This window comes from Flavobacterium sp. FG19 (assembly GCF_057809475.1).
The window spans coordinates 63,304-80,618 of record NZ_JBMDKA010000028.1; the positions used below are offsets into that span (position 1 = coordinate 63,304).

A 17,315-nucleotide genomic window follows, 5' to 3' on the forward strand; every position below is an offset into this window, starting at 1 on the left:
TTACTTATTTTTGATGATATAATGAAGCAAATTCTCTGGCATACTCTGCCAGTTTTGTTTTTCCTAATACAGCAGGCCTGTTTTGGATATAATCTTCAGCTAACAATCCGTTGTAAAGTGCCGCGTACATTTCGGACAGACCTTGTGCAATTTTTGGCTGCATACCAGCAGAAATTAATCCGTTCAGGGTTTCTTCATCTGTGATTAATTTCCATTCTAAATCCGGTTTTCCAATTGCTGTACCCAGAATTTCTGCCGTTTGCTGTCCGGTTAGTTCTTCACTGGCGATGTAACGTATTTTTGTTCCGCTAAACGGAGTAGTGATTTCTTCTGCAATGGCAGCGGCAATGTCATGGGGTGAAACCCACGGAATCATAGAATCAGCTCCGTAATTGACTGCGATTACGTTTTGATTTTTGATCATCGGAATATAAGCCAGCAGGTTGTAATAAAAGGAAGTCGGACGCATAAATGTAATCGAAACTCCTGTTAAAGTATTCAGTACAGCTTCAATTTCATTATAACGCTGGATAATTCCGGAATTGTGTTGTAAATGTGCGCCAATACTGCTTAGAAAAATAAGTCGTTTTACATCCGATTGTTTAATGGCTTCGGCATAATTATTTCCAATTTTTCGGGTAAAGGCGTCGAGATCTAAACCGTGATCGAAGTAATTGGCCCGCGGAATCATACCATAAACAACATCCGAACCTTTAAAAGTTTCTATGAGAAACGAAAGATCTTCTACAGATCCTATGGCGGCTTTGGCACCTAATTGTTCAATTTCGTTCTGTCTTTCCGTACTGCTGGTAATAACGGTAACGGAATGCCCTTTTTGGATTAGTTCCTGAGCTAAGGGTCTGCTGATGTTCCCTAAAGAACCTGTAATTGTAATTTTCATCTGTTCTGATTTTTTGATGTTACAAAATTGCATCACATCGCAAAAACAGCTGTAGCCAAATCTACTATTGTTGTAGCCTAAAAAAAAGGTGCTAAGATACTAAGGCGCTAAGGTTCTTAGGTTTTAAGGGACTGAGTTTTTGTTATTCTTTTTAAAGCTTAATAATAATGAAAACAGTTTGTTGTGTTGTAAATCGGTGAATTAAATTGCCTGCGTCAGATAGTTTATTATTTTTTTGATAATTTTTTTTCGTTTTCTGTTTGTGGTTTTCCGGTAGCGTTTGGTTCGCCTTTTCCGGTTTCAATGAGTTTTTTCAGGCTGTTCTGAATGTAGTTGGTCCAGGCATCACGACAAATTTCAAAGCATTCGTAGTGCGGAGCCAGACCAAAATGGGTAAAGCGAAGTTCCGTTTTTCCGTCTTTTTCGGTAATTTCAAAAGTGGGTTTTGTATGGGTCCATTCTGATTTGTCTTCGGTAAATTTGAAGTAATTCTGCTCAATAAACCAGACGATTTTCTGGTTTGGAATAACTTCAGTCAGTTTTACTTTGCAGCGATGGACATCTTCGTAATGATAATCGAATTCGTCATTAAGTTTTGACGCGCTGCCTTCTATTTCCTCTGACCACCAGCCTCTAACATTTTGTATGGCTTTAAAAACTTCTTCGGGAGAATGGTTAACTATTATTGTTGTGGTAAAATCCTGAGTACTCATTTTGGATTGATTTAAAAATTAGTAAAGTAAAATTACAATCTAAAAATCAAATGTTTAAGGTGTTTAAAAGACAATTGTAAGGGGTGTTTCGGACAAGGTTCTAATTTTAGAATTTGGGATTTGGGATTTAGACTTTGGGCTTTGGACTTTAGACTTTAGACTTTACACTTTGAAATTTCTAATCTTTATTTTTTCTGAAGAGACCTATTGACAGATTGATCATATAAACCGGCGCAGCGATAAAAAACATGAGCAGGAACTCAGTCATGATAATTACATTAATCAACTGATAATCGTCAAAGAGAGGGAAATTTTGGTCATTTGGGAAGAGACGGAAATAAAAAAGGGCAAGCCAGAAAAAAATAAAACTTCCTATCCAAATGACAGAATGAATCAGTGTTAACGATCTTACAAGTGTTTTTTTTAATACTTTTTGAACGAACCAATATCCCAGCCCCGTCAAAAAGAACATATAGGTTAACAGCGCAGTAAAATAAATCTGTGCAATAACAAAATAGGTGTCATGGATATTAATATCTACAGTCTCGTCCGGATTGGAAAGTCCGGTCAATAAAATAATCAGGGCAGTAATCCAGAACAGGTGATAAACTCTTATTTTTTGAAGATTCATACCAGCATTTATTCAATTCGTCTGATCACATTATCCAGATGGTCGACCACGAGATTAAAAATGATTTTGTTTTTTGGGAAATAGTACTGTACTTTATTTCTTAGTTCTGTAAACTCCTGATACACGGCCTGATCTCCTTGTGCTGCGGGAGCACATGAAATGGAAATTTCATAATTACTGCCGTCTTTTTTTAAATGAATAAACTTGGTTTGATAGTCATCAAAAAAGGCTCCTTTTTGAAAAGCGTCGGCAACTTTATCTGCTTCCTGTACTTTGATATTGTCTTCGTATACAATTTCATGATGCATACGACCGTAGGTTTTAGAAGCTTCGGAATAAGACGGCTGGCTGATCGTATCAGCTGCAAAGAAGACAGAAAAGAAAGCTGCAAAAGTAAGAACACAGCCGGCAAGGGAGATTCCGATCGTTCGCCACCAGTCAAATTCTTTACCTCCTTTTTCGATATGTCCGTTAATATTTTTTTCCTGGTACTGTTTGGTAAAGTAAGCCGCAATACCCATATAAATTAATGGAAAAAGTATATTTGGAATATTGATATTTTCCGGAATCAGAAATATCAGGGTAAAAATAAGAATGGTAGAAATAAGAGTGATAATCCAGGTTTTCTTTACTTTTTCAAAATCATTAAAAACTTTAAAATTTTCACTTAAAAAATAACCGGCTACCAGAGGTCCACCCAAAAAAGTGCCTACGCGAATCGCTTTTTCAGAGTAAATTTTTTGTGTTGGTATGTCCTGAAAATCAGGTTTTTCAATTGCATTATCGTCCATGACTCCTTTTTATAAATCCGGAACGAAAGTACATATTTTAATTGAAATTAGAGAAAAAGTGCAAAAATATTTTGTAAGATATTGTTTATGATATTTTAACACACATCCAGCCTGCTTTCAGAATAAGTTTATCGTTAATAAAAGCGGTTCCCTGCTGTTTGATTATTTTTTCACTTAAGCGGAGGTTTTCTATTACAAATTTTACGGGATCACCAAATTGGACACCACCGTAAAATTCTGCATTTTCGATGCTCACCAGACCAAAAATACCGTCAGTTACCCCGAGGAGTTTAACACCGGCTCCGCCGCATTGCGCCATAGCTTCTATTAAAATAGTTCCCGGTATAAAATCTAAATCAGGGAAACTTCCCTTAAGCCAGCTGTCTTTTTCATCAAATGTTTTGATTCCGATTATTTCTTCTTTGGTATACGAAATCACTTCATCAACGAAAAGGAACGGGGCTCTGTGTGGAATCAGGCTTTCAATATTCTGAGACATGCTTGTAGTTTTTGTTTTTGCAAGATAGGGAAAATCTGAGTATTATTCCCATTATAAAACGGCATTAATGATTTGCTCCTGACGGACAGAAGTATAGTTTCCTGATTTTTATGATATTCAGAAATAAAATCCGATAGATTTTTACGATTCTGTTTTTGGACATGTACAGTCATAACGGCAATAGTGTACTTTAAAATTGACAGTTTTCGTGAGGGTTACCGGATGTAGTTTTTTATTTTTTTTACCACAGTTTCAATCTGAGAAAAGTGATTTTCCATTACTTTTTCCAACTCTAAAGTCCCGCCTAAAATCAACATTTCTTTGTGCGTAAAACGTTTTCCCAAACGATCCTCAAGCATAATGGTTTCCATGCTCTGTGCCATTCCAATCTCGTTCAGAAAGTGATTGGGATGCCCGGCAGTGCAGATTACAAGTCCAAATGGTATGGTTTTCATTTTGGGAAAGTTTTCGGTTTGTCCATAGGCATATCCAATAGAATATACCCTGTCAAACCAGCCTTTTAATTTGGCCGGGCAGTCGCTCCACCAAACCGGATAGAGAAAAATGATACAGTCGGCTTTTTGTATTTTTTCCTGTTCAGCCTGTACGTCTTTTGAAACAGGCCGCTCTATTTTGGCAAAACCTTCTCTTTCATATTCTTCTTCAGACATATCGCTTTGAAAATGGGAAGCGTACAAGTCTGAAATTTCGAGGTTCCAATTTTGTTTCAGAACGGCTTGTTTTAACTGTTCTAAAACCTGAAAAGTATAGGATTTTTTGCTGGGATGGCTGTAAACGATTAAAATGTTCATTTTGTGTTCTCGTTTTGGAAGTTTATAAAAAAACAAGAAAGAGAACTTTTAAGGTTCTCTTTCTTACGAAAATACAAAAATGATTTAAAATTATTCTTCTGTGTATTCTAAAATATCTCCCGGCTGGCAGTCCAGGACTTTACAGATAGCTTCGAGCGTGCTGAACCTGATAGCTTTGGCTTTTCCGGTTTTCAGGATGGAAAGGTTGGACAAAGTCAGGTCTACTTTTTCCGAAAGTTCATTTAATGACATTTTTCGTCTGGCCATCATTACATCCAGATTTACTATTATTGGCATAACTATATGGTTAATTCGCTTTCTTTTTGAAGTTCAATTGCTTTGGCAAAAAGCTGTGAGATAAAATATAAAATTCCGGCAAAGAATAAAAAAGCATCACCGAGTCCGATGTGTTCTGTTAAGTTAGGAAGAGGTATGCCTATAGCGGTAAATTTTGCGGCATAAGAAACCATAACGTTGCTCAGAATCCCCACAATCAAAGAGAAACCGCTCATTTTCTGAATCAGTTTTCCAATGGTTTCGTGAAACGGACTGATATAATTGATCTTCAGAAAAATTTGAATAACAGCATAGAATACAAGGGCTTCAAAAATAGTAATCGCCGTTATAGAGAAAACCATAATAGAATAATCAATAACATCGTAGGCTTTTAACTGTGACAAATCGAGTCCCAGCTGCAGATTTTTAGCGCCAACTTCGTTTATAAACATACTAACCCCGTAAGAGGTTATAAGAGTGCCTGCTTTTATACAAAGACCAATAAAAGCAATCCATGACATCACATTCAGGAATTTTAAAATGTAGGTAGTTTTTGCTGACATAATATTCTGATTTAAAATAAGTATACAGCAAATATATAAATATTTATTGATTATCAATAAATATTTGTTTTTTATTGATTAAAATTTGTCTTTAATTAAAAAGCCACTTCGGTATTGAAGCGGCTTCATCTATATAAGATTTTGTAAAAGACAGTGTTTATTTGGTACGGTTGTATTCCAGTGTAGCACAATCGACGCATTCCTCTCTGAGGTATAGTTTTTCACCGGCAGTTTCGAATGATAAGTCTACATGAAATTCTTGTGTGAGGGTATTACCTTTATCAATTACGATCATTTCACGGTCGCCTCCAAAGAATGATTTTCGGGTCATGATAAAGAAGTTTTTTTGATCAGAGAGAGTTCCGTTGGTATAGGTTTTCATAGTAGAACCGGAAAATTCCAAAACTACTTTCTGATTGGTAGATTCTGCACTCGAAGGCGCTCCAAATCCGCCTGTGGTCTGAACCCAAAGCCATCGTCCCTGCAGACTGCTGCCAGTGCCCGGCGTATCGTCGTTATCATTACCGCAGGAAAGGAGCAGGGCGGCACTAAAAAGTAAAAAGTATTTTTTCATGGTTAAAATTTACATTGGTTTGTATGTAGATGTAAATTTTTATAAAAGGTTGCGCAAAAGAGCGTTATAAAAAAATAAAGCTGCCAAAGTATTGTATGTAAAGCAGTAAATAAATGTTGAAATGATTTTTATTTCAGCCGGATTAATACACCTTTACGTTTTACAAGGTTTTTATAATCCCATTGTATATTTCGGGCTTTTTCAAGCCATCTTTTCAGGTCTCCGGTTTTAATCTGATCTGCTGTTGTATACCGAATTTCGGCAGCTTTGAAACTGCCTTCGTTCTGAAGACCTGCTTCGTCAAATGATTGTCCGCTCCAAAACAGCAGTCTGACCGAATCTTTAAGTTTGCTGTATCCTACTACCGGATTACCATCCAGAAACCAAACAGGATGACGGTGCCAGATTTTGCTTTCGGCTTCGGTCAGGAACGCACTGATTTCGGTATGAAGTACAGCACAAATTTTCTGGTCTTCTGTATTTTGCGAATTGTTGTAAGCCTGGATTTCTTCGTTCATAGTATTTAGAATTTAAATAATCTCATCGATTGTTAATTAGACAATAGATTCCTATAACAAGCATAGTTAAACCAAAGAGCGCAGCAATAAAATTACCAAAGCCGTCTTTCTCTAAATGAAATTTTCTCAGTGGATCTCTTTCATCATAATAAACGGCTGTTTTTTTACCAATACGGTCTGTTATTCCGGAAGTATGACTTTTTACTTCATAAACGGTTCCGTCTGTATGGGTAAAAGTGTAATAACATTCCACTCTGTATCCGCCGGAGCCTCTTCGTACCTTTTCCATTCTGGAAAGAACAGCATTGGTACGAATCCCTTTATCTGTCAATCTTACTGATTGTAAGATCAGATATATGGAAAACGGGCCAAAAACAAGGCCGAAAATAATACAAATAATGCCTTCAAACATTGGTTAAGTGTGTCTTTTGATTTTGAGATGAGGTACGTTTGGATGTTTAAATATAGAAAATTTCTTCAAATCAGTTCTTTTGAGAGTTCGAATAATAGGTAAGGACCATTTTCGGAATATCCTTTTTCTTTTTCAGTAAAACCTTTTTTACTATAAAATTCTACGGCTTTGACATTCTTTTCAAGACACTTTAATCTGAGCGGCAGTCGTATTTCGTTAATAGCGGCTTTTAGCAATGCGGTTCCGATTTTTTGGCCCTGATATTTTTGATCCACATACAAATGGTGAATAAAGTTATTGGGTTTCCAGATTGAAATAAAACCAACTGGACTCTCATTAATGTAAGCGGCCAGAATGTATTCTCCCTGTGTCTGCTTTTGAAAATCTTGCAGTTTGAATCCGGATGTATCCAGCCAGGAAAAAGTTCTTCGTCTTTCGTTTAAGAATAAAACCTGCAATGCTTTATAGTCTTTGTTTTGAACTTCTTTTATAATCATTGATGCTGTTTAATTTAAAGGGCTTTTTCTATTTTTAATTGTGTTTTCAGGTTTCCGGGTTATTTTATTAAACAGACTTTTATTGGTAGTTTGTATGGAAAGTATTGGTAATGTGACTAACGAAATCTTTGGTATACTGACCGGTTTCGTCTAAGTCGGGGTCCAGAATGGTGATTTCGAGTCCGATTAGTTTTGGACTTTGAAACAAACAGGAGGTAAGCTCATTAAATTCATCGTAAGTTAGTCCGTCCGGAGTCCGGCTGTCTACACAAGGCATTATGGAGTCGTTCAGGACATCTACATCGATATGGAGACAGAAACCATCCAGCTTTCTGCTTTCTACTTCTGACAGGAATTTTTGGGCAGTGTTTTGAATTCCTTGTTTTCGTAATTCGGAAAGCGGAATATAAACTGCCGAAGATTTTCGAATTTCATTTTCATACGCATCATCATATTCGCGATTCCCCACGCACCAAAGGTTTTCTTCCTGTATATAAGGAGCGAGATTAAGAATATTGGTTAGTTTTGGGTGCCCGTTCCCGGTAACAACGGAAGCGGCCATTCCGCCCAGACCGCCAGTTTCGGATAAAGAAACCTCCATAAAATCGGTATGACCGTCGAGGTAAAATAGAGCATAGTTGCCTTTTTGTTTTAAAGCCATAGCAGTTCCTAAAAGAATACTGCAGTCTCCACCCAGTATAAACGGAAATTTGCCTGCGCTAATAGTGTTGTTAATCAGATAAGCCTGTTCTCTGGCATAATTTACTAACGAGTCTGCATTGAGAATACCGGTTTCGGTATCTTTTATATTGGTGTATTTAGGAGGTTCAAGTCTCACTATTTTTTTAGGATTAACAGCTTTATGCAAATTATGTTTCCAAAACCAGTCGGGTAAGCGTTTGACACCAGGTTCTTTTCCCGGACTGGGTTCTCTTAGACCCAGATTAGAAGGGAATTCAATAATAAAAAGTTCTTTCATACTGCTGTTCTTTAGCTATAAAGTTATTAAAATAAATACCGGTCAACGTTTTTTTAACAAACACAATAAAAAAATCCGATCTGTTTTACAAATCGGATTTTACTATTGGAAAAGGTTATTGATTCTGAAAAATGATAATGTCTTTAAATTTCTCAACCTGCTCCATTATATACAGGCTGTCATTAAAATAATCCATGTCAAAATCCTGATCTCCCCAGATTTCGAATCTTTTTTGGGAAGTTTTTAGTTTTTCTTTATCAAAACTGTTCTCATTCCAGTCGGTTCCAAGTTCTTCTGCAATTTCAACAGCTTCATCATTAATATGTTTTTCTTCTGAGAGATAAATGTAGAAAGTATAGCCGCCATCAAAAGTTATTTCGATATCATTGTCCTGAAGCTCAATTTTTGGAGTATTTTCAGCAGCAGGATTTTGATAAAAAGCAGTGAGATACTCTTTTAAAACGGTAATATCTGCATTTGACGAAGGAAGTATAAAAGCAGAATAAGAATAGAAAGTATGGGCCATTTTATTTTCGGTTAAGATCGGTAATTAATAAAGGATTATCTTGTTTTAATTGATTTACTAATTCCTCAACGGTTATAGAACCTGCCTGGACTGATTCGTATTCTGCGGTAGTGATTCCTACCATCTGCAGAATAGAAACTTCGCCATGAGGAGTCTGTAGTTTTTCAATTTCGGGATCGTTTACAAATACTAATGCCGTAATGTCGGTTTCGGTTTCGAGTCTTATAGGGCCGTTGGCAGGGATGTAATGAAATTCTTCAAACCATTTTCCACTGCTGAAAACATATCGGGCGATATTCTGCAAAAGTGCTATTACCCATCCCGGACTGCCATTGTCTGCTTCGAAAGGTTTTAAACGAAAGGTTAGTTCAAATCCCCATTTACTAAATTCTCCTCCGGCTTTTTCTTCATTATAGTACAACTCAGAAAAACCGTAAGTTATAAAGTGAAAATGATCGGTTTGTTTTTTACTTTCATAAATGCTGATGCCGTCAAGCGGATCTTCTCCGCCAACGATATAATGTAACGGCGGTGCATAATGTTTAGGTTCCTGTCCGGGATAAAGCCGGTCAAATATCTGGTCTATCTGAAGCCATCCTACGGCATCATCTTCTGTGAATTCTTTTTTGTACTCATCTAATGTCATAAATTATAGGCTTTTAAATATTGAACAATGAATTTCAAATATAAGTTTTTATTTACGAAAGAGAATCAAAGAACTGATAAAATGAAAGGGATATTAACTAAAAAAAATCCGGTCTGTAATAACGGGACCGGATTTGATATGTTGAATTTTATTCTAATTTTTTAACAAGCTGCTGGGTTCCCTGCTGAAGGCCTTTAAAATAATCGCCTTTTTTCAGTTCCGGAACGATATGAGTGGTTACAATGTCTTTTATCTCGTCATCTGTCATTTTGGAACGAAGTTTATCAACACCTTTTACCTGAATCTGCCTTAACTGTTTACTGATTATAATGAGTACTGAGGCATCTATGTTAAGTTTGGACACTAAATATTTATCCAGATCTAAGGAATAGTCCGTTAAATCCGTGTAAGGGGATATAGAAGGGGTGGTTATAACCAGTATTTTGTTTTTTGTTTTGGTTTCGCCGGTTTTTAAATATTCATTCAGGGTTTTGGCCTGAGAAGCGGTCAGTATTTTTTCAAAATCGTTTACGTAATCGTACGATGAGGCAAAAACATTTTGAGTTTCGGATTTAGTTTGCGAAGCTAAAGGGAAGGTTACAAAAAATGCAATTGTTAAAATGAACATTATTTTTTTCATGGCAGATATATTTTGGGTGCCGCAAAATTAGTTCTTTATTATTTAAAATCAGCTTTGAAATTGCTGCGATATGTTAATATTTATTGTAACGGAAATCAAAAATCCGATCTGGGCTTTCAGATCGGATTTTTACTAAGAAATATTACAATAAAGGAATTAAATGTTCCCAATTTAACTGTTTTGCAAAATCTAATGCTGTTTTGCCATTATGGGTTTTTACGGCAGTATCGGCTCCGTTTTCCAGCAGGACTTCTATAGAGGTACTGTTTCCGGCAATGGTTTCCCTGTGCAGAAAAGTATAACCGGATTCATCCTGAAAAGTGAGCTCTTCCGGATTGTTTTTCACAAATTCAATCAGGCTTTCTTTCATGTTTTTGCTCATAGGATGTTCAATCAGGTTTTCGGGTTTTTCTTTTTGTTCGTTAACGATAAGAACATCATTAAAATCCCCAAAATCAAGTCCCCAGGCTTCGTCATGTTCTTCTCTTTCGTCCTGATCCATTTCTGAACGCATGGCCTGAATCGTGAAACCGCCATACGTCTGACCATTAATGGCAAATAACCAGTCACTGATCTGGTTAACCGGAATGGCTACTTCGTCTCCATTAGTAACATTGGTCAGTTCATTTGGCTGGTTTACTAATATGCCGTAAATGGTATCACCGTCAAAATTGATATCATTGATCCACATATGTTCGACTACGGTTTCGCCGTCTATTTCCTGGGTAAAAGCAAGTTTTACACAGGCGACATCAAGTCCCGGAACAATTCTGCGGTATTCCCAGGATAATTCTCTCCAGAAATATTTAAAGGTCTCTTGCGCTCTTTTGTAAGCTTCGATCATTTTTGGATTTTCTCCGTCGGCAAAGAAGATTTTATTGTTTTCCATTATTTGTATTTTATAAAGTAACTTTTGAAACTTGTAAACGAAAAAAAATCCGACTTGTTTTTACAAGCCGGGCTTTTATATTAAAAAAGAATATCGAATTAAAAATTCACGTCGTCCGCAATGTTTCCTCCTTGTTCAGCAGCAAATTTGGCAGCGTATTCTTTTTGTTTTTCCTGCTGGTAATCAGAAAAGGCGATGATGTCCTGCGAATTCCAGTTTTGGTTTTGTTCTGTCATCCACTGCATGGCAACTGACTGGAAATCGGCTAAGTTGATTCCGAAGTTTTCTAAAATCCACTGAGCACCGTCAATTCCGTATTCGTAAGCCGCCTGTCTTGCTCCGGCCAGTTCTTCGTAGAAATAACGGTCGGTTTTCATTCTTTCTAAGTTAGCGACTCCTTCTTCAGAAATTTCAGCTTTCAGATTTTCTAATTGCGGAACGGTTACGTTTTCAGCGTAATACTGGCCAAACAAAGTCGTAACAGTAAACGAAGTGTCTTCGCCCATACGCTGCGGCCAGATTGTGTTTAGTTCTTCCCAAACGGCTGGCTCGAATCCCATAGCTTTACACACTTCCAGATAATCGATTCCGGCACTGATTTTTAGGCACATTGCCGTATACGTTCTTAAATCGACACCATGTACAGGCTCTAAGAACGGATTGTTATCGTCTACTTTTACAAATCCGGAAGTCTGAACGCCGCTGTATTTTAAAGAATTAGCATGTTCAAAACGAATCATCTGATCTGAATCGCAGTTGTTCCATTCTGTATAAACAGTTCTTCTGTAGTTGAAGTAGATATTCTGAATGTCTTTTTCATCAGGATTTTCTCCGCTGGCACGTTCATCTGCAATCCATGCTTCGGCTCTTTCAGCCACTTCATTATCAAAATCTTCTACAGAATAATGTGTTCCGTGCAAAGTCTCCGGATCGTATTCGGTTTCCTGATAGGTATCTTCATACTCATTTTCATAGTTATCATTTGATGTCTGAGCTTCATAGTTTTGATTTTCCTGCTTGTTTTCTCCGGTCAGAGCTCCAAAAAGTTTTTTAAACATTTTTCAAATTTTAGGGTTAATAAATTATAGGTATTGTAACTGATTCTGATACATTTTTTCATTATGTTCTTTTAAATCAGGTGTGATTTTATTCCATTCGTCGTACATAGCGCGCAGGTATTCCTGATGCAGTTTTGGAGCATTTTTGATGGCGGCTTGTCGTTGTTCTTCCAGATCGTCCATTTTTGCCTGAATTTCACTAAGTACCTTTTTGTTTGATTCGTGAATGGTGCTGAGGCTTAATTCATGACGCTGGTGGTACAAGTCTCGTTCTTTGTCCTTTTCGGCTTCATAAGCTTCGTATAAATGAGCCGTTCGCTGTTCGGCAAGGCCTCTGGCGATATTCTGAAGGTTTCTTCCCTGTGTACTTGGTGCAAATGTATTTTGTGTCTGGCAGTACGGACAGGTGATATAGGTTTCAATCAGAAAGATTTTTTCAATTTCAATATTCCCGCCGCATTGCGTGCAGTTGAATTTGTTTTTGATGGCTTCGTATTCGTCCAGTATTTTTTGATATTCGGTTTCGAGGTCACGTTCCTGGGTTTTATCGATTTGTTTTCTCCAGTAATCGTATTGGTTTTCAAATTCTTCATGACGGTCTGAACAGGCACCTCTAAAGTCAGAAAGTAAATCGTGATGTTTGCTTAAAACCGAAATTTGGGAGTTAAGCTGGTAATACACATCGTTTACTTTTTCTTCGTAAACATTCCTGGCTTTTTCCCTAATGTTGTTTAACTGGCCATTTACACCCGAATAGACTCTGTGAAAGGTTCTTTTATAAATGTCATCATCGCTCTGCATAATCTCTTTAAGTTCCGGAATTGCCGCTGTGGCAAATTCTTCCATTTTAGCTTCGAGTTTTTCTAAAAAAGTAAACCATCTCTGCTGGTTTTCCTGAAGCTCCGCATACCATTCCGGAAATGTTTCTTCGTTTTGGCTGTTTTTTGATTTATTAAATAATCCGAACACTATATTTGATTTTTAAATTGAATTATCTTCTTTTTTAATATAAAGACCGTCTGTGAGTTTGACGTTTAAAAACTCAAAACCGCAGTACGCACAATGGGTAAGTCCGTCCTGTCTGGCTCGTCCGGCACCGCAGTTCGGACAGTCTTTGGCGTTCATGCTGGCTTCGGTAATTTCCATTTCACCGCCATAATTGGTTTGTTTTTGAGCATTTTCTTTAAGTCTGCTCAAAAAAGAATTTACTTTTTTCTCTTCCATTATAACTGACTTAATAATTCGGATTTTTTGGTTTTAAATTCGTCTTCATCAATTAAACCGGCATCAAACAGTGCTTTTAGTTTTTGAAGTTTGGAAGTTAAATCGTCTGTAGTTTCCTGTTTTGGGGTTTCTTTAGTTTGCTGTAACTGGTTTAAAAGGATTCCCATGCTTAATGCGTTTTGGGTGGCATCGTGAAGTACAGTTCCTTTGTCGCCAATGGCCGAAGCGGTATTGAATTTGGTAAATTTATCCATATCGGTTACCATATTCATACTGGTGATTTTATCGTAATGTGCTGTTACTTCTTCGGGCAGGGTGACACTTGTTATGACAAACTGGGTTAGTTCGATTCCTAACTGCTCAAAATAAGGTTTTAGATAAGGTTCTATTTTTTTGCCCAGTTGTGTAATGTTTCCGGCAGCGTCGGTAACGGTGATATTTTCATTGGCGAGCACTTCTCCGAATTTTGGTGCTACAAAATCCCTAAGCTGGTTTTGAAGTTCAAAAATGGTCAGCTGTTTGTAGGTTCCGGCATATTGGCGGAAGAATTTGGCTGCGTCGGCAATTTTAAGATCGAAACTTCCAAAGGCCCTGATTCTGATTTGTCCAAACTGGGGATCGTTCATCAGGATAGGAGCAGGAGTTCCCCATTTGTTATTGATGAACTGATGGGTATTAAAGAAGTAAACATCGGCTTTAAACGGGCTTTCGAAGCCGTATTTCCAGCCTTTTATTGTACTTAATATCGGAACGTTTGCTGTAGATAAAGTATGAAGTCCGGGAGAAAAAACATCGGCAAGCTGGCCTTCGTTTAAGAGCATAGCCTGCTGACTTTCGCGAACGGTTAGTTTTGCGCCGTTTTTGATTTCTTTGTCTTCATCGGGGAATTTCCACATTAATAAATTAGGATCGCTTGTCGTGGCTTCGATTATTTCTATAAAGGGTAGTTTCATTACTTTCTTATTTATAGAGAATAAAAATAAGGAATTAGATACGATGACAAAATTTTCTTACGTAAAGTTTTTAACAAATTTTTCATTTGTTAAATTTTAAGACTTGTGTGGTACTTTTGAATTGGTATTTGGATAAACGGAAGATTGTTTCTTTTCTATAGTAATAATAAGTTTGTTTTTTCTCTGTTCGATAACAGCGATTTTGCCTTCTTTAAACCCCAGTTTTTTAAACCATAGCCCTTCAAGTCTGAGAGTTGGGATTTTAATTCTATTATAAGTTCTATCCTGAAATTTACTGTGAATTTTTATTTTTCTTGGATTTTTCATGATTGTTGTTTTAGAGTGAATAAAAAAATATAATTTTTTAAGGGACTGCATTGTTATATCGACGATAGGAAAATTTACTTGGGAAAATCTATCATGCAAAGGAGAAATAAATGGTCTGTGATACTAGGAATTACTCCTCTTTGTCGAGCTGCTTGTGAAGATTTCTCCTATCATCGAAATGACACAAAACGGGATGGATTATATTTTTGGAAATTATATTTGTGGTATAATTATATGACAAATATAAAGCAAATATTAGTTTGTCAGCTTTTTATATGACAAAGTTTTCAACAAATTGTAAGACATTTGTTTCATGACACGAGATATGCTAAAAGCAAAAATAGCTGAGCGGATTATTGAATTTCGCAAAATGAAAGGCTGGAGTCAGTCTGATTTGGCTCGGGCATGTAAAAAAGACCGCCAAACTATTGCAAAACTTGAAAACGGAAAAGTTAATCCGACGCTTTATAGTTTATTAGAAGTTGCGACTGCTTTAGAAGTTTCTTTATCCAAACTGGTTGACGTATCATAGCTGCCCTTTTAGTTTATTGTAACTTTTGAAAACGATTGTGCGTGAAGGATGGGAGCGGTATCCTTTTATGGTCTCGTTTTTTTTACGAGACCATAAAAGATATAGTGGACAGCCTGACCCGAAGGGACACGCCATAATAAAACGACTTGTTTTTACAAATCTGATTTTAAGACAAAACATTCTCATTTCGATGAACGAAAAATCTTTGCGAGAACTCCATTTAGAATGTTACCAATCTTTGTCGAGCTACTTGCGGAGATTTCTCCCTTCGGTCGAAATGACAAAAAAACTATGAAAACAAAAAAATCCGATCTGTTTTCACAAACCGGATTTTATAAATTGAAAAATTATATATAACCGTAAAACGGTATATTTTTACAAGTGAATTACTTCGCCGTAAGCATCTGCTACAGCTTCCATAACAGCCTCGCTCATTGTTGGGTGAGGGTGGATCGATTTCAGGATTTCGTGACCAGTAGTTTCCAGTTTACGGGCTACAACTGCCTCAGCAATCATATCGGTAACACCAGCACCAATCATGTGGCATCCTAACCATTCTCCGTATTTAGCATCGAAGATTACTTTTACGAATCCGTCAGCATTTCCGGCAGCTTTTGCTTTTCCAGAAGCTGAGAATGGGAATTTACCGATTTTTAATTCGTAACCTTTTTCTTTAGCCTGTTTTTCTGTTAAACCTACAGAAGCGATTTCCGGAGTGGCATAAGTACAACCAGGAACGTTTCCGTAATCAATTGGGTCTACGTGAAGACCTTTAATTTTTTCAACACAGTTGATTCCTTCAGCAGAAGCTACGTGAGCTAAAGCCTGTCCCGGAGTAACGTCTCCAATTGCATAGTATCCTGGGATATTAGTTGCGTTGTAAGCGTTTACTAAGATTTTATCTCTGTCAACAGCGATTCCCACTTCTTCTAATCCGATGTTTTCAATGTTTGTTTTGATTCCAACTGCAGAAAGTACGATGTCAGCTTCTAAAACTTCTTCTCCTTTTGCTGTTTTAACGAAAGCTTTAACTCCTGCTCCAGTTGTGTCAATACGTTCAACAGAAGAGTTTGTCATTACTTTAATTCCAGATTTTTTCAAAGAACGCTCAAATTGTTTTGAGATATCTTCGTCTTCTACAGGAACTACGTTTGGCATAAATTCTACGATAGTTACATCTGTTCCCATAGAGTTGTAGAAGTGAGCGAACTCAACTCCAATTGCTCCTGAACCCACAATAATCATAGATTTTGGCTGTGTTGGCAAAGTCATTGCCTGACGGTATCCAATTACTTTTACACCATCCTGAGGTAAGTTTGGTAACTCACGGGAACGGGCACCAGTTGCGATGATAATGTGATCAGCGCTGTATTCTGTAACTTTATTGTCTTTATCAGTAACGTCAAGTTTTTTTCCTGGTTTTAGTTTTCCAAAACCTTCGATAACGTCAATTTTGTTTTTTTTCATTAAGAACTGAACTCCTTTGCTCATTCCTTCAGCAACACCACGGCTGCGCTGAACAACAGCAGGGAAGTCTTTATCGAATTCAGAAACTTTTAATCCGTAGTCAGAAGCGTGTTTTAAATAATCAAAAACCTGAGCTGATTTTAATAATGCTTTAGTTGGGATACAACCCCAGTTTAAACATACACCCCCAAGATTTTCTTTTTCAACTACAGCTACTTTGAAGCCTAATTGTGAAGCTCTAATTGCTGTAACATATCCACCAGGACCACTTCCTAAAACAATAACGTCGTATTTCATTTTTTTTGTTTTTAGTATTAACTATCGAAAAATGAATTCTACAATTCCGAAACTCATCTTTCGATTAATTCTTTTGTTATTTGTGCTTGCGAATTTAAGGATTTATTTTAAATGAACACCTGAAAATTTGTTTTTAAAGTCAGAGATTTTGACCTTTTCACAGAAAACGATTGAAACGTGAATTGCAAATTGTGAATTATGAATTGATTTTTGTGATTTAGTGATTAGTTCTTAGTAATTAGTCCTTAGTCCTTAGTGAATAGAGAGAAATGCCTTTAGTCTTTTTTTTAAATAAGCCACAGATTATAAAGATTAACACAGATTAAGAATCCTTTTAATCCAAATAATCTGTGGCTTTTATAATTTAATTGAGAAGGGGAAACTTTGTGAGGGCTTTGACTTCGCTCAGCTTGGCAATTTGTAATCAATATCAATGACAATATCAATAGCAATGTGAAAGTCAATGGCAAATTCAATTTTACTAAAACTAAAAAATAAGCCACAGATTATAAAGATTAACACAGATTAAGAATCTTTTTAATCCAAATAATCTGTGGCTTTTATAATTTAATTGAGAAGGGGAAACTTTG

Annotated in this window: 24 protein-coding genes; 1 reads left to right on the forward strand and 23 read right to left on the reverse strand. The window is 36.7% G+C overall.

Translation table 11 applies throughout. The features are described from left to right. Positions 1–4 precede the first annotated feature (4 nt). The 22 genes from ACODST_RS22600 to ACODST_RS22705 form a co-directional block, all read right to left on the reverse strand. Complete coding sequence (locus ACODST_RS22600; RefSeq protein ID WP_488934357.1) at positions 5–901, reverse strand: NmrA family NAD(P)-binding protein; 897 nt, start codon at positions 899–901, stop codon at positions 5–7. 227 nt (positions 902–1,128) lie between these two features. Continuing rightward, positions 1,129–1,614, reverse strand: a complete 486-nt coding sequence (locus ACODST_RS22605) for an SRPBCC family protein (RefSeq protein ID WP_488934358.1) — start codon at positions 1,612–1,614, stop codon at positions 1,129–1,131. A gap of 178 nt (positions 1,615–1,792) precedes the next feature. Next, positions 1,793–2,245, reverse strand: coding sequence for a hypothetical protein (locus ACODST_RS22610; RefSeq protein WP_488934359.1), 453 nt, complete (start codon positions 2,243–2,245; stop codon positions 1,793–1,795). Positions 2,246–2,253: 8 nt separating this feature from the next. Continuing rightward, positions 2,254–3,036 carry a hypothetical protein gene (locus tag ACODST_RS22615; RefSeq protein WP_488934360.1) on the reverse strand — a complete coding sequence of 261 codons (783 nt, stop codon included), beginning with the start codon at positions 3,034–3,036 and terminating at the stop codon, positions 2,254–2,256. 85 nt (positions 3,037–3,121) lie between these two features. After that, complete coding sequence (locus tag ACODST_RS22620) at positions 3,122–3,535, reverse strand: 3-hydroxyacyl-ACP dehydratase FabZ family protein (RefSeq protein WP_488934361.1); 414 nt, start codon at positions 3,533–3,535, stop codon at positions 3,122–3,124. 215 nt (positions 3,536–3,750) lie between these two features. Further along, positions 3,751–4,347, reverse strand: coding sequence for an NAD(P)H-dependent oxidoreductase (locus ACODST_RS22625; protein WP_488934362.1), 597 nt, complete (start codon positions 4,345–4,347; stop codon positions 3,751–3,753). Between the two features lie 90 nt (positions 4,348–4,437). Next, positions 4,438–4,644: a helix-turn-helix domain-containing protein gene (locus ACODST_RS22630; RefSeq protein ID WP_488934363.1), complete on the reverse strand. Its 207-nt coding sequence runs from the start codon at positions 4,642–4,644 to the stop codon at positions 4,438–4,440. Positions 4,645–4,646: 2 nt separating this feature from the next. Continuing rightward, positions 4,647–5,186 (reverse strand): hypothetical protein, encoded by a 540-nt coding sequence (locus ACODST_RS22635; protein ID WP_488934364.1) that lies wholly within the window; start codon positions 5,184–5,186, stop codon positions 4,647–4,649. A 157-nt stretch (positions 5,187–5,343) separates the two neighbouring features. After that, a complete protein-coding gene (locus tag ACODST_RS22640) occupies positions 5,344–5,760 on the reverse strand; it encodes a hypothetical protein (RefSeq protein ID WP_488934365.1) in 417 nt (138 codons plus the stop codon). Between the two features lie 128 nt (positions 5,761–5,888). Continuing rightward, positions 5,889–6,278, reverse strand: coding sequence for a DUF1801 domain-containing protein (locus ACODST_RS22645; protein ID WP_488934366.1), 390 nt, complete (start codon positions 6,276–6,278; stop codon positions 5,889–5,891). A gap of 22 nt (positions 6,279–6,300) precedes the next feature. After that, entirely contained in the window at positions 6,301–6,609 is a 309-nt protein-coding gene (locus tag ACODST_RS22650) for a DUF3592 domain-containing protein (protein ID WP_488934367.1), read from the reverse strand. A gap of 146 nt (positions 6,610–6,755) precedes the next feature. Next, a complete protein-coding gene (locus tag ACODST_RS22655; RefSeq protein WP_488934368.1) occupies positions 6,756–7,187 on the reverse strand; it encodes a GNAT family N-acetyltransferase in 432 nt (143 codons plus the stop codon). 79 nt (positions 7,188–7,266) lie between these two features. Next, positions 7,267–8,166 carry an arginase family protein gene (locus ACODST_RS22660; RefSeq protein WP_488934369.1) on the reverse strand — a complete coding sequence of 300 codons (900 nt, stop codon included), beginning with the start codon at positions 8,164–8,166 and terminating at the stop codon, positions 7,267–7,269. Between the two features lie 115 nt (positions 8,167–8,281). Then, the gene (locus ACODST_RS22665; RefSeq protein ID WP_488934370.1) at positions 8,282–8,692 is read right to left on the reverse strand and encodes a hypothetical protein; all 411 of its coding nucleotides are present in this window, start codon (positions 8,690–8,692) and stop codon (positions 8,282–8,284) included. Position 8,693: 1 nt separating this feature from the next. Next, positions 8,694–9,338: a suppressor of fused domain protein gene (locus ACODST_RS22670; protein ID WP_488934371.1), complete on the reverse strand. Its 645-nt coding sequence runs from the start codon at positions 9,336–9,338 to the stop codon at positions 8,694–8,696. Positions 9,339–9,486: 148 nt separating this feature from the next. Then, the gene (locus ACODST_RS22675; protein WP_488934372.1) at positions 9,487–9,978 is read right to left on the reverse strand and encodes a TPM domain-containing protein; all 492 of its coding nucleotides are present in this window, start codon (positions 9,976–9,978) and stop codon (positions 9,487–9,489) included. Positions 9,979–10,120: 142 nt separating this feature from the next. Further along, on the reverse strand, positions 10,121–10,867 hold the full coding sequence (locus ACODST_RS22680) for a YegJ family protein (protein ID WP_488934373.1): 747 nt from the start codon (positions 10,865–10,867) through the stop codon (positions 10,121–10,123). A 98-nt stretch (positions 10,868–10,965) separates the two neighbouring features. Further along, positions 10,966–11,925, reverse strand: a complete 960-nt coding sequence (locus tag ACODST_RS22685; protein ID WP_488934374.1) for a DUF6620 family protein — start codon at positions 11,923–11,925, stop codon at positions 10,966–10,968. A gap of 24 nt (positions 11,926–11,949) precedes the next feature. After that, positions 11,950–12,894 (reverse strand): hypothetical protein, encoded by a 945-nt coding sequence (locus tag ACODST_RS22690; protein ID WP_488934375.1) that lies wholly within the window; start codon positions 12,892–12,894, stop codon positions 11,950–11,952. A 12-nt stretch (positions 12,895–12,906) separates the two neighbouring features. Continuing rightward, complete coding sequence (locus tag ACODST_RS22695) at positions 12,907–13,149, reverse strand: hypothetical protein (protein ID WP_488934376.1); 243 nt, start codon at positions 13,147–13,149, stop codon at positions 12,907–12,909. After that, entirely contained in the window at positions 13,149–14,102 is a 954-nt protein-coding gene (locus ACODST_RS22700; protein WP_488934377.1) for an SPFH domain-containing protein, read from the reverse strand. Before ACODST_RS22700 ends, ACODST_RS22695 begins: the two co-directional genes overlap by 1 nt. A 96-nt stretch (positions 14,103–14,198) precedes the next feature. Next, entirely contained in the window at positions 14,199–14,429 is a 231-nt protein-coding gene (locus ACODST_RS22705; RefSeq protein ID WP_488934378.1) for a SymE family type I addiction module toxin, read from the reverse strand. A 313-nt stretch (positions 14,430–14,742) separates the two neighbouring features. Between ACODST_RS22705 and ACODST_RS22710 the strand changes: the two genes are divergently transcribed. After that, positions 14,743–14,961, forward strand: coding sequence for a helix-turn-helix domain-containing protein (locus ACODST_RS22710; protein WP_488934379.1), 219 nt, complete (start codon positions 14,743–14,745; stop codon positions 14,959–14,961). Between the two features lie 375 nt (positions 14,962–15,336). On the opposite strand, the gene lpdA is transcribed toward ACODST_RS22710, so the two are convergent. Further along, positions 15,337–16,725 (reverse strand): dihydrolipoyl dehydrogenase, encoded by a 1,389-nt coding sequence (gene lpdA / locus ACODST_RS22715; RefSeq protein WP_219071086.1) that lies wholly within the window; start codon positions 16,723–16,725, stop codon positions 15,337–15,339. Positions 16,726–17,315 lie beyond the last annotated feature (590 nt).